Here is a 25,679-nt window from a genome sequence, read left to right as displayed (position 1 = left end):
TCTGAGGTAATGCAAGATAAAAAGCGTCTAACTCCCGCTCTCAGTGCGCCGACTACTCACCTCGGCCGGCACATCATCCCCCGCCATACGCTTGCGAAACAACGCCGCCCGCGCCAGCAACAGCGTGGTCACCGGCACCGTAATCGACAACAGAATCGGAATCAGCCAGGCATGCAAAACCGGCCCGGACTTGAGCGCCGAAAAGTAAATGATCGAGGCCAATGCTACGCACCAGGCGCCCAACGTCGACGCCAGCGCCGGCGGGTGCATGCGCTGGAAGTAATCCTTCATCCGCACCAAGCCAATGGCGCCGATCAGCGCAAACAGACTGCTGAGCACCAGCAGGATCGCCACCGGAATTTCAACCCACAGAGACAGTCCAGCGCTCATTCGATCACCTCGCCACGCAGCAGGAATTTCGCCAGGGCAAACGAGCCGACGAAGCCGAACAGCGCAATCAGCAGCGCCGCCTCGAAGTAAGTGTCACTGGCATAACGAATGCCCAGCGCCAGCATCATCAGCATCGCGATGATGTACAGGTAATCCAGCGCCAGAACCCGGTCCTGGGCCGACGGCCCCTTGAACAGCCGGATCAGCGTCAGAATCATCGCCAGGGAAAAGATGAACAGACTCAGCAGGATCGCGTTCGACAGCAAGGCGCTCATTCGAAGATCTCCATCAAGGGGCGCTCGTAGGTCGCCTTGAAGTGCTGGATGAACAGCGCTTCGTCATCCAGATCGAAGACGTGCAGCAATAGAATGCTGCGGTCCAGCGCCAGTTCCGACCACACGGTGCCGGGAATTACCGTGCAGATCATCGACAACGCGGCCAGGCCGTTGGCGTCACGCAAGTCCAGCGGCACCTTGATGAAGCGCGAACGCGGTGGACGGCGACCGCTGTTGAGCACGCCCCAGGCCACGGCGAGGTTGGACACCACCACATCGCGACCGACAAGAAAGAACAAACGCACAATTACGCCCGGCCGACGAATACGAATCGGCAGCGGTCGCAGCTTGCGCATCATCAACGGTGCGCAGAACCCCAATACCGCGCCCAGCAGCAGATTGCCGGGACTCATCGACAGGTTCAGCACCAGCCACAACAACCACAGTGCCAGCGACAACCAGGGAGCAGGAAACAGACGCTTCATGGTTTGACCTCCGCTACCGCGGCTTTGGCTTCCGGGCTTGGAATCGCACGGGTGCCGAGCACCGCCATCACGTATTGCTGTGGGTTGTTCAAGGCTTGGGCGGCCGCCTGGGTGTAACGCAGCAGCGGTTCAGCCTTGAAGGTCAGGGCAATGCTCAAGCCCAGCAGCGCAATGATCGGCACGCATTCGAAGCGTCGCAGCAATGGTGACGGCCGCTCCTCGGGTGTCCAGAAGCGCTGGATGCCCAAACGCGAGAACGCGATCAACGACGCCAGCCCGGACAGGATCAGCAACGCCAGCAAGCCCCACGCGGCATTGGAAACCGGCAAATCGCTGCCATTGCCCAGGCCCAACGGATTGAGCAGGGCGCTGAGCAAGCCGAGTTTGCCAATGAATCCCGAGAGCGGCGGCATGCCGATGATCAGCAGCGAGCAGGCAATGAAGCTCAACCCGAGGAACGCCATGGTCCAGGGAATCACCTGGCCAACCACGGCTTTCTGTTCGTCATCGAGGTTGATGCCTTTGGGCGGCTGCAATGATTCCATCGGTCGCGGAAGCAGGTCGCCGTCATCGAACAACGGCATTTCATTGGCCGAACGCGAGCGCTCGATCAACTCGGCCAACAGGAACAACGCGCTCAACGCCAGGGTCGAGCTGACCAGATAGAACAGCGCCGCACCGATCAGGTTGGGCTGGGCGAAACCGATGGCCGACAGCAGAATCCCGGCCGACACCAGAATGCTCAGGCTGGCCAGACGCTCCAGTCGTTGTGCGGCGAGGATCGCCACCGCCGCGCAGACGATGGTCGCCATGCCGCCGTAGATCAGCCAGTCGCCGCCAAAGTACGCCGAGGCGCCGGCCTGGCCGGAGAACAGCAGGGTCCACAAACGCAACAAGGTGTAGACGCCGACCTTGGTCATGATCGCGAACATCGCCGCCACCGGCGCGCTCGCCGCGGAATACGCCGGCACCAGCCAGAAGTTCAGCGGCCACATCCCGGCCTTGGCCAGGAACGCCACGGCCAGAATCCCCGCGCCGGCATGCAGCAGGCCGCGATCGGCTTCCGGCACCAGCGGAATCTTCAGCGCCAGGTCGGCCATGTTCAGGGTGCCGGTGACGCCGTAGATCAGCGCCGCGCCGATCAAAAACAGTGACGAGGCCAGCAGGTTGATCGAGATGTAATGCAGCCCCGACGACACCCGCGCCCGACCCGAACCGTGGAGCATCAGGCCGTAGGAGGCCGCGAGCAGCACTTCAAAAAACACAAACAGGTTGAACAGGTCCGCCGTCAGGAACGCGCCGTACAGGCCCATCATCTGAATCTGGAACAGCGCGTGGAAGCTCGAACCGGCGCCGTCCCAACGGGCCATGGCGAACAGCAGGGCGCTGACGCCGATGACCCCGGTCAGCACCAGCATCAGCGCTGACAGTCGGTCGACCACCAGCACGAGACCGAACGGCACCTGCCAGTTGCCCGGCAGGTACACGCCGATGGAGCCGGGGACGCCCGTCTCCTGAGTCCATTGCAGCAACAGCACGGCAATGCCCAACCCCACCAAGCTGGAAAACAGGTTGATCTTGGCCTTCAGCGGACGGTGTTTCTCGCCCAGCATCAGCATTACGGCGGCGGTCAGCAGCGGCAGCAGAATCGGTGCAGCAATCAGGTGCGGCATCAGATTCATTCTTTAGGCTCCCGGCCATCCACATGGTCGGTACCGGTCAGGCCCCGGGAAGCCAGCAGCACCACCAGAAACAACGCGGTCATGGCGAAGCTGATCACGATCGCGGTCAGCACCAGCGCTTGCGGCAGCGGGTCGGTGTAGTGCAACAGGTCCTGCGGCACGCCGTCCTTGATGATCGGCTCCTTGCCGATAAACAGGCTGCCCATGCTGAAGATGAACAGATTGACGCCGTAGGACAGCAGACACAGGCCCATCACCACCTGAAACGTCCGTGGCCGCAGGATCAGCCAGACCCCGGACGCGGCCAGCACGCCGATGGCGATGGCGATGACTTCTTCCATCAGACGGCTCCTTGCGTGGCGACGGATCGAGGCAGGGCAGCGGTCTTGTGACCCCGTACCGATTGGTGAGCGAGGGCGGTGAGGACCAACAGGGTCGAACCGACCACCACGGCGTACACGCCAATGTCGAAGAACAGCGCACTGGCGATGTGGATGTCACCGAACACCGGCAGTTCGAAATGCCAGGTGTGGGTGGTCAGGAACGGATAACCGACCGCCATTGCCCCAAGTCCGGTGACCGTGGCGAACAACAGACCAGTGCCCATCCAGCGCAGCGGTCGCAGGCTCATCTGCGCCTCGATCCACTGGGTGCCGGCGACCATGTATTGCAGGATGAACGCTACGGACATCACCAGACCCGCGACAAACCCGCCACCTGGTTGATTGTGGCCGCGCATGAACAGATAGACCGACACGATAAATGCGATCGGCAACAGCAGTCGCACCAGCACCGCCGGCACCATCATGAAGCCGAGCGCGGTGTCGCTGGCGTGACGCGGATTGACCAGATCGGTCACCACGTCGGGTGCCAGCAGACGTTGCTGGGCCGGCAATTGCAGACTTTCTTTCGGAGGTCGGAAGCGTCGGAGCAGGGCGAATACGGTCAGGGCCACGGCCACCAGTACGGTGATTTCACCGAGGGTGTCGAAGCCGCGGAAGTCCACCAGCATCACGTTGACCACGTTGCTGCCACCGCCTTCGGGCAGGGCGCGGCTGAGGTAGAACGAAGAAATGTCGTTTGGGGTCTGGCGCGTCAACATCGCGTAGGCCAGCAACGCCATGCCGCCACCGACCACGGTCGACAGCAGCAAGTCACGGATACGGCGGATGCGCGCCTTGCGCAGGCTGCTCGGCAACGGCGACACCTCTTCGATCCGTCGAGGTAGCCAGCGCAGACCGAGGAGGATCAACACCGTGGTCACCACTTCCACGGCCAATTGCGTCAGCGCCAGGTCCGGCGCCGAGAACCAGACAAAGGTCACGCACGTCATCAGACCGCAGACGCTGACCATGGTCAGGGCCGCGAGCCGGTGATACTTGGCCTGCCATGCCGCGCCGAGGGCGCAGGCAATCGCCAGCAGCCAAAGGATCACGAATACCATCGAACCCGGAATCTTCGGCCGGTCGCCCCAGCTCAGGCTGCTGTGGAGCATCGGGATCACTCCGGCCAGGACTGCCGCGAGCACCACCAGGAACAATTGGGTTTGCAGGCGCTTGGTGCTGATCCGCCGCTCGAGACGACGGGCCAGGCGCATCATGATCACCAGGCTGCGTTCGAACAGGCGCTTGCCGTTGAATCGGCCAATGATCGGCGGGTACTTGAAACGCCCGTGTTTGAGCTGATTGCGCAACAGCAGGTAAAGCACGATGCCGCAGGACATGGCGATCACGCTCATGATCATCGGCGCGTTCCAGCCGTGCCAGATCGCCAGGCTGTATTCAGGCAAGGTGCCGCCCACCACCGGCAGGGCAGCCGCGGCCAGCAACGGGCCGACCACCTGCGCCGGGAAAATCCCCACGACCAGGCAGGCGAACACCAGCAACTCCACCGGCGCGCGCATCCAGCGAGGCGGCTCGTGTGGGGTGTGCGGCAAATCGGTAGCGGTCGGGCCGAAGAACACGTCGACGGTGAAGCGCAGCGAGTAGGCGACGCTGAAGGTACCGGCGATGGTCGCGACGATGGGCAGCGTCATCTCGATCCAGGCCGTGGCGTTGATGAACACGGTTTCGGCGAAGAACATCTCTTTGGAGAGGAAGCCGTTGAGCAGCGGCACACCGGCCATGGAAGCGCTGGCGACCATGGCCAGGGTGGCGGTGAACGGGATCAGCTTGATCAGGCCGCTGAGCTTGCGAATGTCCCGGGTACCGCTTTCGTGGTCGATGATCCCGGCGGCCATGAACAGCGAGGCCTTGAACGTGGCGTGGTTGAGGATGTGAAACACCGCAGCCACAGCGGCCAGCGGACTGTTCAGGCCCAGCAGCAGGGTGATCAGGCCCAGGTGGCTGATGGTCGAGTAGGCCAGCAAACCTTTGAGGTCGTTCTGGAACATCGCGCAATACGCACCGAGCAACAGGGTGCAGGCACCGGCGCCGCTGACGATGTAGAACCATTCTTCGCTGCCGGACAGCGACGGCCAAAGCCGTGCGAGCAGAAATACCCCGGCCTTGACCATGGTCGCCGAGTGCAGATAGGCCGAAACCGGTGTCGGCGCCGCCATGGCGTGGGGCAGCCAGAAGTGGAAGGGAAATTGCGCGCTTTTGCTCAGGGCGCCGATCAGGATCAGGGGTAACAAAATGGGGTAGAGGGCGTGTGCGCGAATCAGATCGCCAGCGGCCAGGACCTTGTCCAGGTCATAGCTGCCGACCACATGGCCGAGCAGCATGACCCCCGCCAGCAGACACAAACCGCCTGCGCCGGTGACCATCAGCGCCATATAAGCACCGCGACGCGCATCGGCGCGGTGGTGCCAGTAACCGATCAACAGGAATGAAAAGAGGCTGGTCAGTTCCCAGAAAAACACGATCTGGATCAGGTTGCCGGAGATCACCAACCCGAGCATGGCACCCATGAACGCCAGGAAAAACGCGAAGAACCGCGGCACCGGATCGTCCGGCGACATGTAGTAGCGGGCATACAACGAAACCAGCGTGCCGATGCCCAGCACCAGCATCGAGAACAGCCAGGCAAAACCGTCCATGCGCAGGACGAAGTTCAGGCCCAGGCTGGGCAACCAGAAAAATTCTTCGCGGATCACGCCGCCATCGGCGATTTGCGGGTACAAGAGGGCGACCTGAACGGTGCCTATCAAGGCAACCAGGCCAGCCAACAAAGATTCGGTGTTTCGCGCGTTGTGCGGCAGCAACGCTGCCAGACAGCTGCCGATAAAAGGCAGAAGCAGTAGAACTATCAGGGACATAGGCTTCTAATCTGCGGAAGTTTGTGAAGCATCATACGTGCCAGTTCCCGGATCGCCAAACGCCAAGCTGTCGCAGAATCCTACAAGATAGACGGAAAAAACCTGACTCACATTGTTTCAAAGTTCTGTTTTCCGCAGGTCTGGCCCCTTCGCGAGCAAGCCCGCTCCCACAGGGTCCAGTTGTGTTCACACCATTGCGGTACAACACAGAACCCATGTGGGAGCGGGCTTGCTCGCGAAGGCTATCTATCAGGCGCCACAGATAGTGCGGCTTAACCCTGCGTTTCCCGCCCCAACTCTTCCTCAGACGCAGCAGCCTTACCCTTGGTCTTCAACTCACTGACAATCACGGCCGCCACAATCAACCCCGCACCCACCAGTGCAATCGCCGGCAACCGCTCCCCGGCAATCCTTCCGACAATCCCGGCCCACACCGGCTCCCCCGCATAGATCAACGTCGCCCGGGTCGGCGAAACACTCTTCTGCGCCCAGTTCATCGCCACCTGAATCGCTGCACTGGCCGCGCCCAGGCCCAACGCGCTGCATAACAGCAGCCAGGAGAAGTCCGGAATCCTTTCCTGAGTCGGCACCACCATCAAGAACGCCAGCACCGAGGTGACCGCCAATTGCACCACCGTCACCCGTCGCACATCGACCTGGCCGGCATACGTGCTGATCAGAATGATCTCCGCCGCAATCGCCACGGCGCTGATTAACGTGGCGATTTCACCCGGGCTGAAATTGAATGAAGCGCCGGCCGGTCCCGACAGCAACATCAACCCGGTAAACGCCAACATGATCCCGATGCTCGGCATCAGCCCCGGACGCCGCCCCAGCACCAGCCATTGCAGCAACGGCACGAAGGGCACGTACAACGCGGTAATAAACGCCGACTGACTGCTGGGAATGCTCTGTAACCCGACGGTCTGCAATCCATAGCCAAGCATGATCGCCACGCCGATAAAGGCCCCAGCCTTGAGTTCGAACAGCGTCAGCTCCCGCAGATGACGCCAGGAAAACAGCGCAACAATGATCGCCGCCGCGGCAAAGCGCAGACCGACGAAGAACATCGGCCCGCTGACGGTCATCGCATGTTGCACCAGCAAGAAGGTGCCGCCCCAGACCATGGTGATCAGCACCAGCACGCACTCGGCCTTGCTGAACCGCGAGAAACGGGGGGAAGTGTGAGGGGTATTCACCGACGTCATGACCTTGCGCGCTACCTGAGGGGGACGCACAATGCGCCGAATGTTGCGCAGTATACTGCCCAACCCCACCAAGTGAGCAATATAGTGCACAAAGATTCCACGCAACGGACTTCGGTCCTTCAGCACGTCAGCCAGAACGTTCGACGCTTGCGCCACGCCGCCGACATGAGCCAGGCGACGCTGGCGGAAAAATCGGGGGTCAGCCGCCGGATGTTGGTGGCTATCGAGGCCGGCGAGAAGAACGTCAGCCTGACCACCCTCGACCGCGTGGCCGAAGCGCTGAACGTCGCATTCAGCGACCTGATCCAGGCCCCGGACGCACGCGACCCGAGCCGCATCAACGAAGTGGCCTGGGCTGGGACGATTCCTGGCAGCAAAGCCGTTTTACTCTCCAAAGCCACCGCCACCCGTGAGGTGGAACAATGGGAGTGGTGCCTGCAACCAGGGGAGATTTATCCGTCGCAACCGGACGCCGAGGGCTGGAGTGAGCAGATCTATGTGTTCGAAGGCTGCCTGACGCTGATGCTGGGTGATACACCCCATGAGATCGCTGCCGGCGAGTTCTACATGTTCGCCAGCAACCAGCCCCACGCCTATCGCAATGAAGGGGATGTGGCGGCGCGGTTTGTGCGAAATGTGGTGATCTAACTGTTTGCGGATCAACACTGGATAGACACTTTGCTGTTTTAAAGCTGCGAGCCTTTCTCGGATAATTCTTTAACCTATTGAAAATAAACTGATTTAGTTTCAGGCACGACTCCTGCAAAAGCTCTGGTGCATTCACCAGATCCCGGAGTCGGCACATGACAGCCTCTGCCCAACCCCCTCGCACCGCCCACGTCATCCACTCTGACGCCGAAGCAAAGTTCTACTGCACCGGCGCTCTGTTCGCGCACATCGTGCCAGCGCACCACGGCCAGCGGCGGCGTCACCCTGAACGCGGTCAAGGTCCCGCTCAGTGCTGTGATCCCGGCCCACAAGGCCTTTGACGAACCCACGGCCGACGGCCCGATATCACAAATCATTAAGGCGGCCGTGGACACCGGCCTCGCCGTCGATGCCCTGGAAGAAACCAAACGCTACGCCCGTGAAGCCCGGCCATGGATCGACAGTGGGCAGGATCACGGTTGGCAGGACTCGTTCAGCATCGCTGCGATTGGCGACCTCGAATGGCGGGTCCACGGCACCGAAGCGATCCTCAAAAAGGCCGGTCGCGCAATCGACCACGCCTTGCTCAAGCGAGCCCACCATGAACGCTTTGACCCAACCGATTGTTGCCGGGCAGCCCCTGGCCAAAAGTCAGCACGACCTGCACAACGCTCGCAGCTTGTTCGATGCGACGTTGCGTTTCGTCCGCCAGCAGACCCCATCCTCGGATGATCCTTTCGTCATCAGCCGCTTCGGTGATTTGCACATCCGCTCAACGCGTTTGACATGAACTGCGTCGGTCACCAGTTGCCGGGTTTGTGGGCGCATCCGCGGGATCGCTCCTGGCAATACAAGGATATGGAGCACTGGACCGATCTGGCGAAAATCCTCGAGCGCGGCAAGTTCGACGGTTTGTTCATTGCCGATGTGCTGGGCATCTACGACGTTTACAACGGCAATGGTGACGCAGCGATCCATCAGGCGGCGCAGGTGCCGGTCAACGACCCGCTGCAATTGATTCCGCCGATGGCGCTGGTCACCGAGCATCTGGGTTTCGGCCTGACCGCCTTGCTGTCCTTCGAACACCCGTATCCGTTCGCCCGTCGTCTATCGACATTGGATCACCTGACCAAGGGCCGCGCCGGCTGGAACATCGTCACGTCCTATCTGGAAAGCGGTGCGAAGAACCTCGGCCAGAAAAACCAGACCGAACACGAAGCCCGTTACGACTTCGCCGAAGAGTACCTGGAAGTTTGCTACAAACTCTGGGAAGGCAGTTGGGAAGAGGGCGCCATCCTGTGCGATCGTGAACGGCGGATCCTCAGCGACCCGAGCAAAATCCGCGAGATGCGGCATGTCGGCAAACACTTCCAGGTGCCGGGGATTCCCGACTGGGTCGGCATTGGCGGTTTTGGTCCGTTGTTTGTCGGCAGCCCGGAGACCGTCGCCGACTTGTTGCAGGAGTGGGTCGAGGAGACGGATGTGGACGGCTTTAACCTGGCCTATGCACTGACCCACGAGACCTTCATCGACGCTGTGGAATCACTGGTGCCGGAGCTGCCCGAATTCAAACGGGACATCGCATGACCTCAAGCGATTCCATCCTGCAAGTCAGCGGTATTTCTCTGTACTGCTTTGGTACTGCTTGATGAACCTTCCATGGGTTTGGCGCCTATTATCGTCCAGGATATTTTTGAGATGAAACATTGATCAGTGAGAACGCCATGACTGAAACCCAAAGCGGACAGGCCACCGACGCCATCCGCCACGCGGACATCCTGATCGTCGGCGGCGGCCTCAGCGGCGCAATGCTGGCGGCGCAGTTGCTGCGCCTGCCGGGCAAACGCCAGGTGCTGGTGATCGAACCCCGCGCCGAACTGGGACGGGGCGAGGCGTACAGCGCGGTCGAATTGGGCCATACGCTCAACGGCAATGCGGCGCGGATGAGCGTCGACCCGGACAACGCCGACGACCTGACCCAATGGCTGACCGAGTACATCGTGGCCGGCGGCTGGCCGGAGTCTGACGAGCAACATGTGCCGCTCAGCGAATTGTTCCCGCCGCGGGGGATTTTCGGCCTGTACGTGCAGCAGCGCCTGGCGGAAGCGCAAGCGGTGGGGGTGTTGAACGGTTCAACGGTCGAGCATGTGCGGGCCGAGGTGATTGACCTGCAAACGACGGACGATTCGGTGCGGCTGACCTTGAGTGACGGGCAACGCTTGCAGGGCGCCTATGCCGTACTGGCGACCGGGATGTTTCCCGCTGCACGCACGCCACAGACCGAGTCCAGCGGCTTGAACGCCGCTGCGCTTGATCCGTGGGACGTCGCGGCCATGCAGCAATTAGATCCGCAGTCGACCGTGCTGATCATCGGTTCGGGCCTGACCATGGTCGACGCCGTGGTGTCGCTGGAACAAGCCGGGCATCGCGGGCCGATCGAAGTGTTTTCCCGCCACGGTTTGCTGCCTCACGTGCGTCGGCAACCTCCGGCCTGGGTGGATTTTCTTGCCGAGGATCAGAGCATTCGCACACCGCGACAGCTGGTGCGCGAACTGCGTCGGCATTGCCGGAACGCCATCGCTCAAGGCATCGATTGGCAGGCGCCGCTCGACACCGTACGGGCGCACATCGGCCGCTTGTGGAATCAGGCAACGGACGTGCAGCGTCGGCAGTTCGTGCGGCATGTGCGGCCGTGGTGGGAAAGCCATCACCATCGCTCGCCGCCGTTGAGTGCCGAGCTAGTGGCGCGCTTGCACAAGGAAGGGCGGTTGCGGATTCAGGCGGCGTCGTTCAAAGGGCTGGAGCCTTCCTCGGGCGGTGAAGTCAGTATCCGCATCCGTCGTCGGGGTGAGGCACAAACCACCGTTGTCAGCGGCGCGGCATTGATCAACTCCAGCGGCATCGAATACGACTGGCGGCGAGTGGCACGACCGCTGCCACAGCAACTGCTGGCGCGTGGACTTGTCCGGCCGGGGCCGTTGGCGCTGGGGATTGCAGCGGCCGTTGATGGCGCAGTGCTGGATGCCGATGAACACGTCGCCAGCCGTCTGTTCGCCATGGGCCCACCGTTGCGCGGCATGTGGTGGGAAAGCACGGCGGTGACTGACGTGGCGAGCCAGGCCAAGGCACTCGCCGCTCGCCTGACAACAACGCCACTTCTGTAGCAGCTGCCGAGCCTGCGAGGCTGCGTTCGAGCGCGCAGCGGTCGCAGAATCAGGTAATGCGTTTTTCAGCCAGACCGTGCACTCAGGTTTTACGACCGCTGCGCGCTCGAACGCAGCCTCGCAGGCTCGCAGGCTCGGCAGCTGCTACGGATTTTGGTGATCAGCTATTACGAAGAAACCCCGGATAGATCGGATCTACCCGGGGTTTTCTGTTTCAAGCGGCGCAAAGCCGTTGATCAATAACGCTGATACTTCGAACCGAACTCAGGGCGGTTTTCAGCGACGTAGAGTTTGCTCGCCTGGTTGTCTTTGTGATCAACGCCGACGGTGTTCACGTTCAGTGTGGCCGGTTGGCTGACTTTGGCCGCGGCAACGACTTGCGAGGTGGCGTGAGGGGCGGCTATGGCGGAGGTAGCGCCAAGAATCGAAAGGGCGAAACCAAGACCGATGATGCTTTTCATGATGGTGCTCCAGAGCGTGGGAGAAGGTGTGGCCACTGTAGTGCTGGAGCATCGCGATGAAAAAACACCCTGGCGCATAGTTGTTATCGAGCGCGTTGATCCATTGTCAGCGGGGTGTGTTGTCGCTGAGCCAGCGCTGCTTGAGTTGTTCCAGGCGCCCATCGCGCTTCATCTCGTCCAGCGCCTGTTGCCAGCGCGCGACCTGGCGCGCATCGGTTTGCGGGGAAAACGCGATGTAGGTGCCTTGCTTCATCAGCGGCATCTGATAGTGCAACTGGCTGGGCGCCAAGCCTTCTTCCCGGGCCAGGGTGGCGATGGAAAGGGTGTCGGCCACCACATACTCGGTGCGGCCCAGGCGCGCCAGACGCATCATTTGCTCGGGGGTTTCCACGCCGTATAGATTGTTCAAACCTTGTTTTTGCAAGTAGCTGTAGACCAGCCATCTGCGCGGGACGGCGATGCGGCCCAAGTTGCCGGCGTCTTGCAAATTGCGCACCGGTTGTTGGGTGCCATTGGCGGAATAGAGCGCCGTTTCCACGTCCATCAACGGGCCGACCCACTGGTACTGGCCATCGCGCTCGGCAGTGCGCAACACGGTAAACACCCCGGTAGCGGGCTCGGTCGTGGCGATGAGCAAGGCGCGCAGCAGGGGGACTTGTTGGAAGTGCACCTGGTCGCCGGCACTGTCGGCCAGCGCCTTCACCACATCCACACCAAACCCCACCAGTTCGTTGCCTTGCTGAAAATGCAGGGGCGGATGGTTGTCGGTGAGCAGGTTCAGATCGGCCGCGACCGCAGTAAAGGTCAGGAAATACATCAGGCATCCGGCAACGCGCTTCATGAATCGTCCTTGATGAAATGAAGCGCAAATCTTAGTACGGGTGTGCTGCAAATGTCCCGAGGAATTACCGGACTATTGCGTCAGATCTCAGGATTTAGGGGCTTTTGCATGGGGAGATGCAGATGGGTTTTGTCTGACGGAACACAGTCAAATGTGGGGGCAAGCTCGCTTGTATGGCCGGTCACGAAAAAAATCGCCACGACTTCGCCAAGTTGATCTGGGAGCTGGCCTCGCCGAAATGGACTTTCGACGACGCGACTTTCGACCGCAGCGCGGTGGCCCTGGACAACCCCAATCATGTGGCTATTACGATCTTCAACTACCGCTGGCGGTTGGGCATGATTCAGGGTGACCCTCAATATGAGGCGCTGGAGCAGCGGCTGGCGAAGGCCCCGGTCATTATGGTGCCGACCATCACCATGGAAGGGGATGCCAACGGGGCGCCACATCCGGCCGCCGAGGATTATGCCAAGCGCTTCAAGCCGAAGCATTAGCTTCGGCTCGCGACGTTACAGCTCACATTAGCTTTATTAAGCAACCACTTGATAACACGGCACATACGCCGCACCGCCCGGCAGTTTCATCCGGTGCTGGGCGACGAAGGCCTTCAGCAGTTGATCCAGCGGTTGCATCACCGCCGCATCGCCACGGATCTGGTAAGGCCCGTGCTCTTCGATCAGGCGGATGCCCTTGTCCTTGACGTTGCCGGCGACGATGCCGGAGAACGCGCGGCGCAGGTTGGCGGCCAATTCGTGGGCCGGCAGGTTGCGGCTCAGTTTCAGGTTGGCCATGTTTTCGTGGGTTGGATCGAACGGACGCTGGAAGCCTTCGTCGATCTTCAACAGCCAGTTGAAATGGAACGCGTCATTGCGCTCGCGGCGGAACTGTTTGACTGCCTTGAGACCTTGAGTCATTTGACGCGCGACTTCGGCCGGGTCGTCGATGATGATCTCGTAGTGTTGCTTCGCGGCCTCGCCCAGGGTGGCGCCGACAAACGCGTCCAGTTGCTCCAGATACGGCGCGGCATGTTTCGGTCCGGTGAGGACCACGGGGAAGGGCAGGCCGGCGTTGTCCGGGTGCATCAGGATACCGAGCAGGTACAGGAATTCTTCGGCGGTGCCGGCGCCGCCCGGGAAAATGATGATGCCGTGGCCGACGCGGACGAAGGCTTCCAGGCGTTTTTCGATGTCCGGCAGGATCACCAGTTCGTTGACGATCGGGTTCGGCGCTTCGGCAGCGATGATGCCCGGCTCGGTCAAACCGAGGTAGCGGCCGCCGTGGATGCGCTGTTTGGCGTGGGCGATGGTCGCGCCTTTCATCGGGCCTTTCATCACGCCAGGACCGCAACCGGTGCAGATGTCGAGGCTGCGCAGGCCCAGTTCGTGGCCGACTTTCTTGGTGTATTTGTATTCTTCAGTGTTGATCGAGTGGCCGCCCCAGCACACCACGATCTTCGGCTCGACGCCGGGGCGCAGGGTGCGGGCGTTGCGCAGCAGGTGGAACACGTAGTCGCTGATGCCCTGGGAGGTGCTCAGGTCGATGCGTTGGGCGTCGAGTTCGTTTTCGGTGTAGACGATGTCGCGCAGGGCGCTGAAGAGCATTTCGCGGGTGCTGGCGATCATTTCGCCATCAACGAAGGCGTCGGCCGGTGCGTTCAGCAGTTCCAGGCGTACGCCGCGGTCCTGCTGGTGAATGCGGATTTCGAAGTCCTTGTAGGCTTCGAGGATGGTTTTTGCGTTATCGACATGGGCGCCGGTATTGAGGATGGCCAGGGCGCACTGGCGGAATAAGGTGTAGGTGCTGCCGGATCCGGCTTCGCTCAGTTGCTGTACTTCACGTTGAGAAAGGGTTTCCAGACTGCCTTTTGGGCTGACCGAGGCGTTGATTACTTGTCGTTGGGTCATTCAATGATCCTTAAAACGATGCCATCCATACAGGCAAATGGCATCCGAATAGTATGGTTCCATGAAAGAAGATGGCACGAACTGCGCTGTATCGCCATTTCCCCGTTTGACGATGAAAAGATGAAAAGGAGCCTCAGCATAGCTAAATCCCCTGCAGAGGCGATAATGCCCCGCAGCCTTTTTACCCATGCCCTCAAGGAACCCCGTCGCGATGTTCGAAATCCAGCCGCAGAACCCCGAACGCTATCGAAGCCAGACGCGACGCAGCACGATAATCATAGCCTTGATTTTCCTGGCCCTGGCGATGGTGTTGTCCACCACGGCGGTGGCGCTGTTCGGTGAACCCGGTGGCGACAATCTGCGATTTAACGTCGGTGGCGTGTTCGTGGCGGTGCTGCTGATGGCCGCGCTGATGCGCGGCATGTTCTGGACCCAGCCGTGGATGGCCCCGGCGGTTTACGGTTGGCAGCTCAAGCGCAGCCTGATGAGCATCACCAACGTCATGCATCAGGTCACGGCAGCAGTGGAGGCGGGTGATCCGAGCGCCATGAAGCTGCTGCGTTTCTACCATCTGGGTTTGAGCCAGATGCACGAGTTGGACGGTAACTCCAGTGATCACAGCCAATTGACCCGCGAGATGGATCAGCACAAGGCGCGGATGGAAGCGCTGGGCATCGAGACTGATCAGACGCAATTGAATCCTGCCTGGATCGAGGCCGTGAAGCAGGCCTCGTAGTAAAAACAGTGGTGTAGGCGAAATCCGCAGTATTGGCTGAGGACGTGGAAGAACAGTATTCCTGGCGAGCCGGTGGTGAGAATAGTTCTCGCGCAAATCACCTATCGGGTGTTTGATGAGGCATAGTCGCCTGGCACCAGGCGGCTCATACCCGTCAGGGGTCATAAAAAGGGCGAACGGGAAGATTCGCCCTGTGATCAATATTCAGGGAGCGTCATGGGTCATCCGTCTGTAAACAATCGAATTGAACAATCGCGCCATGGCGTGCCTTGGGTCGCCGAGCAAGCCGGGGCCACACTCAAGGTTCGCTCTGCAGTGATTCTGCTGGTCGCGGTGTGCCTGTCCATGACGGCGATCGTGATTTGGGAAGCCTGGAACTCGCGCCAGTACCATCTGCACGACAAAGAAGTGGCGATGTCCAACCTCGCCCAGACCCTGGCCTCGCAAGCGCAGGCGTCGATCAAGCAAGCCGATACGCTGCTGTTTAGCTTGGTGGATCGCCTGGAAAACGACGGTATCGACCAGACCCGGGTACCCCGACTGGAGCGTTTGCTCAGTACCCAGCGCAGTGAACTGAGTCAGATCCATGGCTTGTTTATCTATGACGAAGGTGGGCGCTGGATTGCCAATTCCAACGGCGCCGTCCTGCCCAATGCCAACAATTCCGACCGAGAATATTTCATTTTTCATCGTGATCATCCCGATCGAGGGCCTCACATTGGCCCGTCGATCAAGAGCCGTTCGAGCGGTGATTGGGTCATGACGGTGTCCCGCCGGATCAATCATCCGGATGGCAGCTTTGCCGGCGTGGCGCTGGCAAGCATCTATCTCAGCCACTTCCTTGCGCTCTACGACAGCATCGACATGGGCCGTAACGGCGTGATCAACCTGATCGCCAACGACGCCACCATCGTCGTTCGCCGACCGTTCAAAGAAACTGAAGTCGGCATCAGCGTCGCCAAGGGGCCGCTGTTTACGCAACTGTTGCCCAAGGGCAATTCAGGCACGGCAACGGTCGCGTCCTATGTGGATGGTGTCGAGCGTGTGGTCGGTTTTCGCAGGGTCGACGGTTATCCGCTGATCATCTTTGCGGCGCTGAATAAAGATGAAGTCCTGGCCGCCTGGCGTAAGGAGGTACTGCTGAGTGCCGGGATCGTCTCGTTATTCATGGGGTTTCTGGGCGTCCTCGGTTATCGCCTCATTCGCCTCATGAAGCAGCAGAACCATGTGCAGGGCGTATTGCTGGATGCGCAGGACAAACTGATCGAGGTTAACCGCAGTCTTGAGTTGCTGGCGCTGGAGGACGCGCTGACCGGACTGTCCAACCGGCGTCAGTTCGATCTGTTCATCCTCGCCGAAATGGGCCGCGCCAGGCGCAACCAGACCCACCTCGCGCTGCTGATGATCGATGTCGATCACTTCAAGAGCTTCAATGATCTTTACGGCCATGTGGCCGGCGATGAGTGTTTGCGCAACATCAGCACGATCATCAGGGACAACATCAAGCGCCCCGGCGACCTGTCTGCCCGCTATGGTGGCGAAGAATTTGCGGTCGTACTGCCCGGCACCGACTACGTGGGGGCGTTTCTGGTGGCGGAAAAAATCCGCCGCGCGGTTCAGCAGGCCGGCATCCGACACAGTGAAGGGGCTGAAGGCACGGTGACGGTCAGCCTGGGGGTCGCCGCTTACGATCCGGCGTCACAAGCCCAGCCCAATGACCTGGTGGGGGCCGCCGACAAGGCGCTCTACGTGGCCAAGGCCAGCGGCCGGAACATGAGCGTCATTGCCAACTGAATTCAAACAAACCGGTCACTGCCCTGAACCAGTTTGGTGGCCAGGTACGATTGCTTGAGTTTTTCCAGCCACCAGCCCAAGGCGCGGCCGTCGTGATCGCCACGCCAACCGGCATACAAAATGTTCGGCTCGCGCGGATCGGCCATCTGTTTTTCAACCAGCGTGCCGTTTTTCAGCAACGAGCCGACCCGATGCTTTGGTAACCAACCCACGCCCAACCCGTCACACTGGGCGAGGATCTTGGCGCGCATGGTCGGCACGGCGAGCACCGGTTGGCCGCCGGAGACGCCGTAGGTGCTGCCCTCGGTGACCCGGGACGAGTCGGCCACGACAATCGCCCGATGCTGCGCAACCATGGCACGTGAAATCGGCTCCTGGGCCTTGGCCAGCGGGTGTGTGGGCGAAACGGCGAACACCCATTCCATTTCCCCCAGTTGCATCCAGCGCAAAGTTGGGATGGCCGGTGGCTCGTTGGTGGCGCCGATGATCAAGTCTGCGCGGCCTTCACGCAGGGCTTCCCAAACACCTTTGAGGACTTCCTGAGTGATGCGCAACGGCACGCCGGACTCCAGCGCATCGAACTCGTGAATCACCGGGATCAACGCTTCGAATTCGAGCAACTCATCGGTGACGATCCATAGCCGGCTCTCCCAGCCATTGGCCACTTGCTGCACCCGTTGGGTCAGCCGCGAGACGTCTTGCATCAGTCGCGCCGCCTCATTCACCAGCAACTCACCTGCCGGGGTCAGCTGCAAGCGGTAGCGACGGCGGTCGAACAGCAAGGCGTCAAAGCGTTCCTCCAGTTGCCGCGCCGCGTAGGACACCGTCGAGGGTGCCTTGCCCAAGTGGGCCGCGGCCCGGGACAGGCTGCCGGTTTCCCGGATGGCTTCCAGCAAGGTGAGATCTTCAATCGACAACATGGTCTGAATCCTCGAATCGGCTTCAGGTTGCCCGACGTAACTTCCACAGCCTGATCAACCGAAGGTAGACCAGCACGTTGATCGCCAGCACCACGCTGCCCAGTCCCAGCTGAATTGCCGGTGTCAGGCCCGCCGGGTAAATGACCGGCCACACGTAATGTTCGATGAACCCGCCGCCATAGGCGGTTTGCCCGGCCGCGTCGCGCATGAGGTTTTCCCATTGAGTCAGCGGGCAGGTCAGGTGGAAGACTTCCACCGACACACCCCACGCAGCCGCGGGCAGGTGCCACCAGATCAGGGAGCGCCATTTGAGCACCAGTAGCCCGCCGAGCAGCACGAACAGAATGAACAACAGATGAAACAGGACCAGCCCGTCGGCGGCGATTCGGTAAAGCATGTCGACTCCCTGACGCGTTATGCGAATCGCTCCATGGTACTCGGGCTGGTTGCTGGCGCTCTATCGATTGTTGCTGTTCAACGCCGCCAGCACTTCCTTCAGACGCATCGCCATGGTTTCGCTGCTGCGTTGCATCGGCGCGCGCAGTTCGTCGTCGATCAAGCCTTCAAGGGCCAGGGCGGTTTTCACCGGGGCGGGATTGGGCTCGATGAACAGGCTGTGAATCAGCGGCAGCAGTTGGAAGAATGTCGCTCGACCAGCCGCTAACCGGTTGTCGCGGATCTGTTGATACAACGCCACGAACAGCTCCGGATGAACATGCGCCGAAGCGGCAATGGCGCCTTTGGCGCCCAGGCACAAGGCGCTGAAAATCTGGTTATCTTCGCCGCACAGCACGTCGACCTTGCCACTGCCTAGCAGTGCCAGGGTGTTGGCCTGATTGCCGCCGCAATCCTTGATCGCGACGATTCGCTCATGGGCGACGATGTTGAGCAGGGTTGCCTGCTCGAACGCCACGCCGGTGCGGTAAGGGATGTCGTAAAGAATGAGCGGAACGCTGGAGGCATCGGCGACGGTTTGGTAAAACGCTTCGAGGCCCGCCTGGGACGGACGGATGTAATACGGCGGCGGCACCAGTAAACCGGCCAGTGGACGTTTCAGGATCTCGCTCTGGAATTGCAGCAGCTCGGTCATATTATTGCCGGCCAGGCCCATGACCACCCGTTCCGCGGGCACCTGCGCCAGCACCGCATCGAGCACCGCCAGTTGCTCGTGTTTGCTCAGTGCCGCCGCTTCCGCCGTGGTGCCGCAGACGACAACGCCATCGACGCCTTTTTCCAGCAGATGATTGACCAGCCGGTGCAAACCGACGAAATCGATCGCACCGTTGCGAAACGGTGTAACGAGAGGGACCCAGATACCTTGAAACGATGACATGCACTTACTCCTGAAGGTTGACCGATTTCGTCACCGTCAGAAGCGTAGAAGGCAGTAAGCAAGGGGAGGGTGTCCGTCGCGCTCAATGTCCTGTCAGCTCATCTGACGGGACAGCGCGCCCCGGTCACATGAGCGACTGTTTCTTCGATTTGAGGGCGTGCGCAACGCAACCTTGCGCCTTGGCATTCAAGCCAATGACGACAGTGTTGAGGTTGAAGGTTGCGGACATACTTGCTTACACCCTGAATGAGGCGCTCAGTTTTAAAAGCCGGCGCGATTTTTGTCAATCGCGAAAATCAGCGAGCTCCGCACGCATCCTGCCGTTGTGCTTGGCCCTGTAGAGCAACTTGTCGACCTGCTCGACGAATTCCAGCGCCGTCGCGTGCGGTGTTGCGGTGGTGGTACCGACACCCAGGCTCAGGCTCAGCAGTGTTGATACCGCAGAAAACTCGTGGGGGATTTGCTGCTGGCGAATCAGGTGCAGGCATTTGTGCGCCACCAGCCTTGCGGATTCGGCATCGGTTTCCGGCAGCAGCCAGACGAACTCTTCACCGCCGATCCGCGCGATGAAATCTCGTGGCCGGTTGGCCGCCAAGGACAACGTCTGAGCGACGCGCCGCAAGCATTCGTCACCCTTGATGTGCCCGTAGTGGTCGTTGAATTGTTTGAAGTAATCAATATCCAGAATCAGCAGCGACAGCGCTGATCCCGTGCGTTGAGCGCTGCTCCATTCGCGCTCCAGCACGGTGTCGAACATGCGTCGGTTGGCGATGCCGGTCAGCCCGTCCTGGAATGAATATTCTTCGAGTTGCTTTTGCAGGCGACTCAAGTGTTCTTCGGTTTTCTTGCGCTCGCTGATGTCGAACATGAAGCCCACCAGCGCTTCCACTTCACCGTCCTTGCGCACCACGTGCACCACATCGCGAATCCACACGTAGTCGCCATTGTGGGTGAGTGCCCGATAGTCCGCCTCGTGATCCACGCCCGCCCGCGATTGCGACACGCAGAATTCCACCACGTAGTCGCGATCATCCGGGTGCATGCGCTCGAGCCAGTCATTGACCCCGACCCAACTGTCCTGTTTCCAGCCCAGCAAACGCTCAATCTGCGGACCGATGTAGCTGAAGGTCATGGTCTTCCAGTCGATTCTCCACGGAATCGCTTTGGTCGACTCAAGCAGGGTTTTGTAGACGTCGCTGTCGGTTTCGATTGAGCTCATGAGAGGCCGGATCTCAAAGGTGAAAAACTGCGCCATCATGTTGCTACTACTGTAGTGAATCAAGCGTGCGGCCGATGAATGGCGCAATTGCGCAAGATTGTTCAAGCCAGCGGCCGCGACTGCTGGCACAGTCTGAGGTCTTTCCCTGGTTGTAGAGCGTTATGTCCAATTCACTCATGCCGCGTAGCGCCTTTCTTCGCGGCGCTGCGGCGATCATGCCGTTGTCCCTGGCCACCGCGCCCTGGGGGCTGCTGGCCGGCTCGATGGCCATCGAGGCCAATCTCACGCCCCTGCAAGGCCAGGGGTTGTCGAGCATCGTGTTTGCTGGGGCGGCGCAATTGGTGGCGATCGGCATGCTCAAGGGCGGTGCCGGGATCTTTTCGATTCTGCTGACCACGCTGCTGCTGACGTCCCAGCATTTGCTCTACGGGATGAGCCTGCGTTCGGTGATTTCGCCGTTGCCGGGGCGCTGGCGTGTGGGGCTCGGTTTTTTGCTCACCGACGAGCTGTTCGCCCTGACCAGTGCGCATGACAAACAACAATTCAACCGCTGGTACGCGCTGGGTGTCGGCCTGACGTTTTACATCGCCTGGAACCTCTTCACCCTGGCCGGCATCGTGCTGGGCAGCAGCATTCCGGGGCTGGAACATCTGGGGTTGGATTTCTCCATCGCGGCGACTTTTATCGCCCTGATCACCCCGGTGGTGCGGAACGTGCCGACGGTGGTGTGTGTGGCGGTGTCGCTGTTCTGCTCGGTGCTGTTCAGCTACTGGCAATGGGGCTCGGCGCTGGTGCTGTCGGGGCTGGCGGGGATGACCGCAGGCTTTATCTGCAACAAATTCTACGGTGGACGCACATGATGGTCTGGGCGGTTATTTTTGGCATGGGGCTATTGGTGTTCCTCAACCGCTATGTGTTTCTGGAGCCGCGGCTGCCCGTGCGCTTGAGCAGCAATGCGCGGCAGTTCCTGGGTTTTGCGGTGCCGGGCATGCTGACGGCGATCTGCGGGCCGATCGTGTTCATGCCTGACAAGCAGCTGAATCTGCAGTGGGACAACCCGTACCTGATCAGTTCGCTGGTGGCGGTGGGGCTGGTGCTTTACACCCGTAATACCTTGCTCAGCATGTTGTTCAGCATGGGGTTCTTCTTTTTGCTGCGTTGGTGGCTCTGAGCCGAGCGTTGGAAATTGTTCTACGCTTATTACGGATGACTGATCCCTTCAGGAAGAGAGGTGGACATGACCAATGATGAAAAGCGTCCGGATCCGGATGAAGACATGGATGAACCCACAGAAGAAGAGCTCGAGCGGCAGAAACGTTCGTCACCGACCTGGAAACACCCCGATGACGGTAAAGAGCTCTCAGACCGTGATATGGAGTTTCCATTGAAGCCCTGACCGGGCTGCATACAACAAAGCTCCGCGATCAAACGGGGCTTTTCTTTGGGCGGGTAAATAAATCAGATCGCTTCATTCCAGCGAATGTGTGTAATACCCAATTGCTGCGCTTTGATGCTCGCGGTTTCGAGATTGGCGTGTGCGGCGATTTGACGGGGAGTTGGTGTCCGGTTTGATAGGGGCAAGTCCAGTGCTGACGAACGCCGTCGAACATATAGTGCACGTGTCAGACAGGCGGTTGTCAGTGTTTCTTGGGTGAAACAACATGTGTAACGATCAAGTGTTCAATATGTATATATAACTGTTACTGATGCCTGCATATATGTCTGAATTGATACGTTTATGGCCTTTCATCAATCAGGGCCGCGCCTTGATTTCTTGAATTGCCCACCGCCTTGCCCACCTTGTACCACTCGAAAACCTCGCTGACTTCGCCCTGCAACAGCGCCATCTGCTCAGCGCGTTCCTTGGGAGTGGCCGGGTCAAGCCATTCCCGCGCCAGCGACGCAGACAGCACAACGGGGCGTCGGTCATGAATGTCGAGCATGCCGCCCGCACTGTCGGCGGTGATGATCACAAAACCGTCGTCGGCCTGCGGTTCACCCCCCACGCCGGGAAACTGTCCGATCGCCGCGCATAAAATCGGCGTCCGGTCCCGTCGGCGGATGAGCCACGGTTGCCTCGTCGAATCCCCGGCGTCGACCCATTCGAACCAGTTGTCGATCGGCATTATCGCGCGGTGCGGCCAGATCGCCCGGAAGAACGGGCCGTGGGCGACTTTTTCGACCCGTGCATTGATCGGTGCAGCCCGATCCTTCGCCCAGTGCGGCCGCCATCCCCAGCGCTGAAAATCGGCGTGCAGGCCGTTGCTCTCCCGATGCAGGAGGGCGAGTTGCGTGGTGGGCGCAGCGTTGTAGCGGGCCAGCGGTTCATCACCGACGTGGTTGATCAACGCGTCGGGGATGCTCAGCGCCGCCACGAAATCGTGAATGCCACGGTACTGCGACAGGCGTCCGCACATAGGCTGATCCTTTGATTGAAGAGCTCCGATTGAAGAACTCTGATTGAAGCGCTCTGGCTGGAGATTTCAGTTTAGTTGCTCAGATCACATGGGCGCGCTGCAACTCGGTCAACGACAAGGCGTTGAGGCGAGCCAGCAAAGGGTCCCGCCGGTCACGACGGGGATGGGCCAGTTGCACCGCAAGCGCCTGACGAATGCTGCCGGGGCGATTGTCCATCACCAGCACCCGATCACTGAGGTAAAGCGCTTCATCCACAGGCCTGAGTGCCATCGCCGCCTCGACGCCGTCGATCGAAAGCAAACGCGAAGCCATTGCCGACTTTCTGGTGCGTCTGAAACAGGCTCCGGGGCTGGGTCGACAGCCAAACCGACGAGTACGCCGATCTCTGGGCGAAGAAAGCCAACCTTGACCAGAACGTCTCGCGCCATTGGTTGCGCCAGGCCCACATGACCGTCGGCCCGGTGGATGCGCAGGCAGCAAAGGATCTGCAAAGCACGGCGGGCTTCCTGTTCAAGGTAAAAGCGCTGCCGACTGCGCTGGCGACTGCGCCGATTATCGACTGCTCGTTTCAGCAGGCGTTTGACCAGTAACCCACGATGCCGGGCAGCACTGGAACCAAACACTGTGTACCCTTATCCAACCTCGGCCCGCAGCGACCTGCGGGCCGACGAAGGATAATTGGGCAAAACATGAAACAGCAGTTCAAGGTTCTATCTGCACTCATCATCGCCACAGGGCTGGTTGGGTGCATCGCTTCTCCCATCGAAATGACGCCGCAGACCGAACAGCGTCTGAGCGCGCAACCACCGATCCGTTTTCTGCTGACCTTCGACGACGGTCCCAGCGCTTCGAGTTTCTGGAATCCGACGATGACTGTACTCGACAGTCTGGCCACTAACCCGGTGCAACGGAACCTCAAAGCGGTGTTCTTCGTGCAGACCCGTGCCTCACGAGCCGGCGGCAGTGAAATAGGGCGCCAGGTCATGCATCGCGAACAGGCCGAAGGTCAGATCCTGGGCTTCCACACGGCCACGCCCGGGCACACCAATCATCGCTCCCTGGATCAGCAAGAACTGGAACAGTCCCTCACCAACGGCAGCGCCGACATCGCTGCGATCACCGGTGCTCCACCGACCCTGGTGCGCCCGCCATTCTGGAACTACGACAAGCGCACCTTCGCGGCCTATCAGCAACACGGCATGCATATGCTGCTGACCGACCTGAGCGCCAATGACGGCAAGATCTGGGGTTTCAACGCCAGCCCCCGGCGGCGGGCCCACTTCCTGCGCATAATGTCCGAAGTGCGCGAGCGCATCGCCCTTGGCGAGTTACCGGTGGTGGACGGGGTGATTCCGGTGGTGGTGACCTTCCACGACCTCAATCGCTATACCGCCCGGCACACGCGCGAATACCTGCAAATCCTGCTCGACAGTGCACAGGCTGCCGGTGTGAAAACCGCCGAAAAGCCGTTTTACGACGACACGGCAGCGCTGCAACGGGCCGCCATGGCGCGTACCGTTCGCGACGGTTCACAGCCGGTTAAATTACCGGGGCTCTGGAATTGGATCTGGGGTGGGGATTCTCACTGAAAGGTCGCCAAAGTGAGAAACAGCTAACACTTATTTTCAGCATTGGCGGACGCAGGATGGGAAAAGCCCATCTATGCTGAGCAAGTTGGATCCGATTAATGGCCACGGAGGCGCCAGTCATGGTTTCAGTTCCTGAGCTTTGCCGCATTGTTGAGTCCGGTTTTCAACCGCTTTCCAGTGCCTGCACGGTGAATCCGGACGGAACGTTACGGATCAAAGTCTACGAACCCGCCACCGGGCGAATTGATCTGTTGATTACTGGAGTATCGCCAGCACGGCTGACCACCGTTCGCGATATCTCCAATCTGATTGGCGAGTTGCGCATCGAGATGCGCGCCGGTCGTCGGGCGTTTGCCGGCTAGGCCCGCGGTTGCAGTTCATCAATCATCTGCAAGCAATGATTCAACCCCGGCGATACGTCGCCCACGCGCCTGCTGAGAATAATCGGCGAGGTCGCGTTGTCTTCCAGCAGCGGCGTGAAACCAATGTCGTCGCGGTGCAGCAATTGCACCGAGGCCGGCACCAGGGTGACGCCGATTCCCGCTCCCACCAGACCGATGGCTGTTTGCAGCTCGTTGGTCCATTGCGCCACGTGGATGCTCACGCCATAGGATTCGAACAACGCGATCACATGGTCGGCATAGCTGGGGCGCGGGTTGCCTGGGTACAGCACAAAAGGTTCTTTCGCCAATTCGCGAAGACTGATCGGCCCGGCCAGTAATGGATGGCCGGCGGGCAGGGCGGCGACCAGTCGGTCTTCGGTCAGCACCGTCTGGATGATCGCCGGGTCGTCGATGCGGATGCGGCCGAAACCGATATCGATGCGCCCGGCCTTGAGCGCCTGCACTTGTTGTAGCGTGGTCATTTCCGAGAGCCCCAGTTCAAGCTCCAGGGGCTCGCCGCTGCGCAAACGGCGAATCAGTTCCGGCAGCACGCCGTACAGCGTCGACGGTGCGAATCCGATGCCCAGCCAGGTCTTTTCGCCCAGACCGATTCGTCGCGTGTTGTCGCACACCTTGCTCAGTTGCTCGAGCAGGGCGGTGGAGTGTTCATGGAAAAACCGCCCGGCGTCGGTCAGCTTCAGCGGCCGTCCGCGTTCTAGCAACAACACCCCCAGTTCATCCTCCAGTTGCTGCATCTGTCGGCTCAGCGGCGGTTGGGCAATGTGCAGAAGCTCGGCGGCACGGGTGAAGTTGAGGGTTTGAGCCAATACCTGAAAATACCGCAGGTGACGCAGTTCCATGGGGCCTCCTGACGCAAGTCGGTTGCATACCTTAAAGGTATCAAGTCAGACCAATTCTATATTGGCTTCCCGAAAAAAGCCGTACCAGAATCGGTTCCAGAACTTTAAGA

General features: G+C 60.3%; 25 protein-coding genes and 6 pseudogenes. 14 read left to right on the top strand and 17 right to left on the bottom strand.

Annotated elements, in window-relative coordinates; genetic code table 11:
- Positions 1-27 precede the first annotated feature (27 nt).
- The 7 genes from FQ187_RS17445 to FQ187_RS17415 form a co-directional block, all read right to left on the bottom strand.
- Positions 28-390 (bottom strand): Na+/H+ antiporter subunit G, encoded by a 363-nt coding sequence (locus tag FQ187_RS17445; RefSeq protein ID WP_149630425.1) that lies wholly within the window; start codon positions 388-390, stop codon positions 28-30.
- Positions 387-665: a K+/H+ antiporter subunit F gene (locus FQ187_RS17440; protein WP_008151692.1), complete on the bottom strand. Its 279-nt coding sequence runs from the start codon at positions 663-665 to the stop codon at positions 387-389. Before FQ187_RS17440 ends, FQ187_RS17445 begins: the two co-directional genes overlap by 4 nt.
- Positions 662-1,150 carry a Na+/H+ antiporter subunit E gene (locus FQ187_RS17435; protein ID WP_149630424.1) on the bottom strand — a complete coding sequence of 163 codons (489 nt, stop codon included), beginning with the start codon at positions 1,148-1,150 and terminating at the stop codon, positions 662-664. Before FQ187_RS17435 ends, FQ187_RS17440 begins: the two co-directional genes overlap by 4 nt.
- The gene (locus tag FQ187_RS17430; RefSeq protein ID WP_149630423.1) at positions 1,147-2,832 is read right to left on the bottom strand and encodes a monovalent cation/H+ antiporter subunit D; all 1,686 of its coding nucleotides are present in this window, start codon (positions 2,830-2,832) and stop codon (positions 1,147-1,149) included. Before FQ187_RS17430 ends, FQ187_RS17435 begins: the two co-directional genes overlap by 4 nt.
- Positions 2,829-3,173 carry a Na+/H+ antiporter subunit C gene (locus FQ187_RS17425; protein ID WP_007986256.1) on the bottom strand — a complete coding sequence of 115 codons (345 nt, stop codon included), beginning with the start codon at positions 3,171-3,173 and terminating at the stop codon, positions 2,829-2,831. The genes FQ187_RS17430 and FQ187_RS17425 overlap by 4 nt, the downstream gene beginning before the upstream one ends.
- Complete coding sequence (locus FQ187_RS17420) at positions 3,173-6,091, bottom strand: monovalent cation/H+ antiporter subunit A (protein WP_149630422.1); 2,919 nt, start codon at positions 6,089-6,091, stop codon at positions 3,173-3,175. The genes FQ187_RS17425 and FQ187_RS17420 overlap by 1 nt, the downstream gene beginning before the upstream one ends.
- A 272-nt stretch (positions 6,092-6,363) precedes the next feature.
- The gene (locus FQ187_RS17415) at positions 6,364-7,389 is read right to left on the bottom strand and encodes a DMT family transporter (RefSeq protein WP_149630421.1); all 1,026 of its coding nucleotides are present in this window, start codon (positions 7,387-7,389) and stop codon (positions 6,364-6,366) included.
- On the opposite strand from FQ187_RS17415, the gene FQ187_RS17410 reads away from it, so the two are divergent.
- From FQ187_RS17410 to FQ187_RS17390, 5 genes and pseudogenes are all read left to right on the top strand, one after another.
- Positions 7,384-7,947, top strand: coding sequence for a helix-turn-helix domain-containing protein (locus tag FQ187_RS17410; protein ID WP_129443431.1), 564 nt, complete (start codon positions 7,384-7,386; stop codon positions 7,945-7,947). The genes FQ187_RS17415 and FQ187_RS17410 overlap by 6 nt on opposite strands.
- A 215-nt stretch (positions 7,948-8,162) precedes the next feature.
- Positions 8,163-8,532: pseudogene (locus tag FQ187_RS17405) on the top strand (SfnB family sulfur acquisition oxidoreductase); the annotation flags it as partial.
- A gap of 16 nt (positions 8,533-8,548) precedes the next feature.
- Positions 8,549-8,719, top strand: a pseudogene (locus FQ187_RS17400) (acyl-CoA dehydrogenase); the annotation flags it as partial.
- A 14-nt stretch (positions 8,720-8,733) separates the two neighbouring features.
- Positions 8,734-9,507: pseudogene (locus tag FQ187_RS17395) on the top strand (LLM class flavin-dependent oxidoreductase); the annotation flags it as partial.
- 164 nt (positions 9,508-9,671) lie between these two features.
- Entirely contained in the window at positions 9,672-11,111 is a 1,440-nt protein-coding gene (locus tag FQ187_RS17390; RefSeq protein WP_149630420.1) for an FAD/NAD(P)-binding protein, read from the top strand.
- 236 nt (positions 11,112-11,347) lie between these two features.
- On the opposite strand, the gene FQ187_RS17385 is transcribed toward FQ187_RS17390, so the two are convergent.
- Positions 11,348-11,572, bottom strand: a complete 225-nt coding sequence (locus tag FQ187_RS17385; RefSeq protein WP_149630419.1) for a hypothetical protein — start codon at positions 11,570-11,572, stop codon at positions 11,348-11,350.
- A 106-nt stretch (positions 11,573-11,678) separates the two neighbouring features.
- Positions 11,679-12,413, bottom strand: coding sequence for an ABC transporter substrate-binding protein (locus FQ187_RS17380; RefSeq protein WP_149630418.1), 735 nt, complete (start codon positions 12,411-12,413; stop codon positions 11,679-11,681).
- A 176-nt stretch (positions 12,414-12,589) separates the two neighbouring features.
- Here FQ187_RS17380 and FQ187_RS17375 point away from each other — a divergent pair.
- A pseudogene (locus FQ187_RS17375) lies at positions 12,590-12,904 on the top strand (alpha/beta hydrolase); the annotation flags it as partial.
- Positions 12,905-12,943: 39 nt separating this feature from the next.
- Here FQ187_RS17375 and ppnN read toward each other — a convergent pair.
- Positions 12,944-14,317, bottom strand: coding sequence for a nucleotide 5'-monophosphate nucleosidase PpnN (ppnN, locus tag FQ187_RS17370; RefSeq protein ID WP_008151729.1), 1,374 nt, complete (start codon positions 14,315-14,317; stop codon positions 12,944-12,946).
- Positions 14,318-14,528: 211 nt separating this feature from the next.
- On the opposite strand from ppnN, the gene FQ187_RS17365 reads away from it, so the two are divergent.
- Together FQ187_RS17365 and FQ187_RS17360 are read left to right on the top strand one after the other, a co-directional pair.
- Positions 14,529-15,053, top strand: a complete 525-nt coding sequence (locus FQ187_RS17365; protein WP_149630417.1) for a DUF3087 domain-containing protein — start codon at positions 14,529-14,531, stop codon at positions 15,051-15,053.
- A gap of 216 nt (positions 15,054-15,269) precedes the next feature.
- Positions 15,270-16,847, top strand: a complete 1,578-nt coding sequence (locus FQ187_RS17360; RefSeq protein ID WP_149630416.1) for a sensor domain-containing diguanylate cyclase — start codon at positions 15,270-15,272, stop codon at positions 16,845-16,847.
- A 2-nt stretch (positions 16,848-16,849) separates the two neighbouring features.
- Here FQ187_RS17360 and FQ187_RS17355 read toward each other — a convergent pair whose 3' ends face one another.
- The 4 genes from FQ187_RS17355 to FQ187_RS17340 all read right to left on the bottom strand — a co-directional run bounded on the left by FQ187_RS17355 (position 16,850) and on the right by FQ187_RS17340 (position 20,319).
- Positions 16,850-17,767, bottom strand: a complete 918-nt coding sequence (locus tag FQ187_RS17355; protein ID WP_149630415.1) for a LysR family transcriptional regulator — start codon at positions 17,765-17,767, stop codon at positions 16,850-16,852.
- A 22-nt stretch (positions 17,768-17,789) separates the two neighbouring features.
- A complete protein-coding gene (locus FQ187_RS17350) occupies positions 17,790-18,164 on the bottom strand; it encodes a DUF2784 domain-containing protein (protein WP_149630414.1) in 375 nt (124 codons plus the stop codon).
- A 60-nt stretch (positions 18,165-18,224) separates the two neighbouring features.
- The gene (gene dapA / locus FQ187_RS17345) at positions 18,225-19,100 is read right to left on the bottom strand and encodes a 4-hydroxy-tetrahydrodipicolinate synthase (RefSeq protein WP_149630413.1); all 876 of its coding nucleotides are present in this window, start codon (positions 19,098-19,100) and stop codon (positions 18,225-18,227) included.
- Positions 19,101-19,383: 283 nt separating this feature from the next.
- Positions 19,384-20,319, bottom strand: a complete 936-nt coding sequence (locus tag FQ187_RS17340) for a sensor domain-containing diguanylate cyclase (protein ID WP_149630412.1) — start codon at positions 20,317-20,319, stop codon at positions 19,384-19,386.
- Positions 20,320-20,480: 161 nt separating this feature from the next.
- Here FQ187_RS17340 and FQ187_RS17335 point away from each other — a divergent pair, with 161 nt between their 5' ends.
- The 3 genes from FQ187_RS17335 to FQ187_RS29985 all read left to right on the top strand — a co-directional run bounded on the left by FQ187_RS17335 (position 20,481) and on the right by FQ187_RS29985 (position 21,715).
- A complete protein-coding gene (locus FQ187_RS17335; RefSeq protein WP_129443464.1) occupies positions 20,481-21,179 on the top strand; it encodes an AzlC family ABC transporter permease in 699 nt (232 codons plus the stop codon).
- Positions 21,179-21,490, top strand: coding sequence for an AzlD domain-containing protein (locus FQ187_RS17330; RefSeq protein WP_178122733.1), 312 nt, complete (start codon positions 21,179-21,181; stop codon positions 21,488-21,490). Before FQ187_RS17335 ends, FQ187_RS17330 begins: the two co-directional genes overlap by 1 nt.
- A 66-nt stretch (positions 21,491-21,556) precedes the next feature.
- Positions 21,557-21,715, top strand: a complete 159-nt coding sequence (locus FQ187_RS29985) for a hypothetical protein (RefSeq protein ID WP_178122732.1) — start codon at positions 21,557-21,559, stop codon at positions 21,713-21,715.
- A gap of 340 nt (positions 21,716-22,055) precedes the next feature.
- On the opposite strand, the gene FQ187_RS17325 is transcribed toward FQ187_RS29985, so the two are convergent.
- Positions 22,056-22,736 (bottom strand): SOS response-associated peptidase, encoded by a 681-nt coding sequence (locus tag FQ187_RS17325; protein WP_149630410.1) that lies wholly within the window; start codon positions 22,734-22,736, stop codon positions 22,056-22,058.
- Positions 22,737-22,815: 79 nt separating this feature from the next.
- Positions 22,816-22,995 (bottom strand): annotated as a pseudogene (locus FQ187_RS17320) (ABC transporter ATP-binding protein); the annotation flags it as partial.
- On the opposite strand from FQ187_RS17320, the pseudogene FQ187_RS17315 reads away from it, so the two are divergent.
- From FQ187_RS17315 to FQ187_RS17305, 3 genes and pseudogenes are all read left to right on the top strand, one after another.
- Positions 22,994-23,327 (top strand): annotated as a pseudogene (locus FQ187_RS17315) (ABC transporter substrate-binding protein); the annotation flags it as partial. The pseudogenes FQ187_RS17320 and FQ187_RS17315 sit on opposite strands and share 2 nt — an antisense overlap.
- A gap of 99 nt (positions 23,328-23,426) precedes the next feature.
- Positions 23,427-24,326: a polysaccharide deacetylase family protein gene (locus FQ187_RS17310; protein WP_149630409.1), complete on the top strand. Its 900-nt coding sequence runs from the start codon at positions 23,427-23,429 to the stop codon at positions 24,324-24,326.
- A 119-nt stretch (positions 24,327-24,445) separates the two neighbouring features.
- Positions 24,446-24,688 carry a DUF1652 domain-containing protein gene (locus FQ187_RS17305; protein ID WP_149630408.1) on the top strand — a complete coding sequence of 81 codons (243 nt, stop codon included), beginning with the start codon at positions 24,446-24,448 and terminating at the stop codon, positions 24,686-24,688.
- Here FQ187_RS17305 and FQ187_RS17300 read toward each other — a convergent pair.
- On the bottom strand, positions 24,685-25,569 hold the full coding sequence (locus FQ187_RS17300) for a LysR family transcriptional regulator (RefSeq protein WP_008154539.1): 885 nt from the start codon (positions 25,567-25,569) through the stop codon (positions 24,685-24,687). The two genes, FQ187_RS17305 and FQ187_RS17300, sit on opposite strands and share 4 nt — an antisense overlap.
- Between the last annotated feature and the right edge of the window lie 110 nt (positions 25,570-25,679).

It is taken from the genome of Pseudomonas sp. ANT_J28 (genome assembly GCF_008370005.1).
GTDB lineage: Bacteria > Pseudomonadota > Gammaproteobacteria > Pseudomonadales > Pseudomonadaceae > Aquipseudomonas > Aquipseudomonas frigoris.
This window is presented reverse-complemented; position numbering and strand designations above follow the sequence as displayed.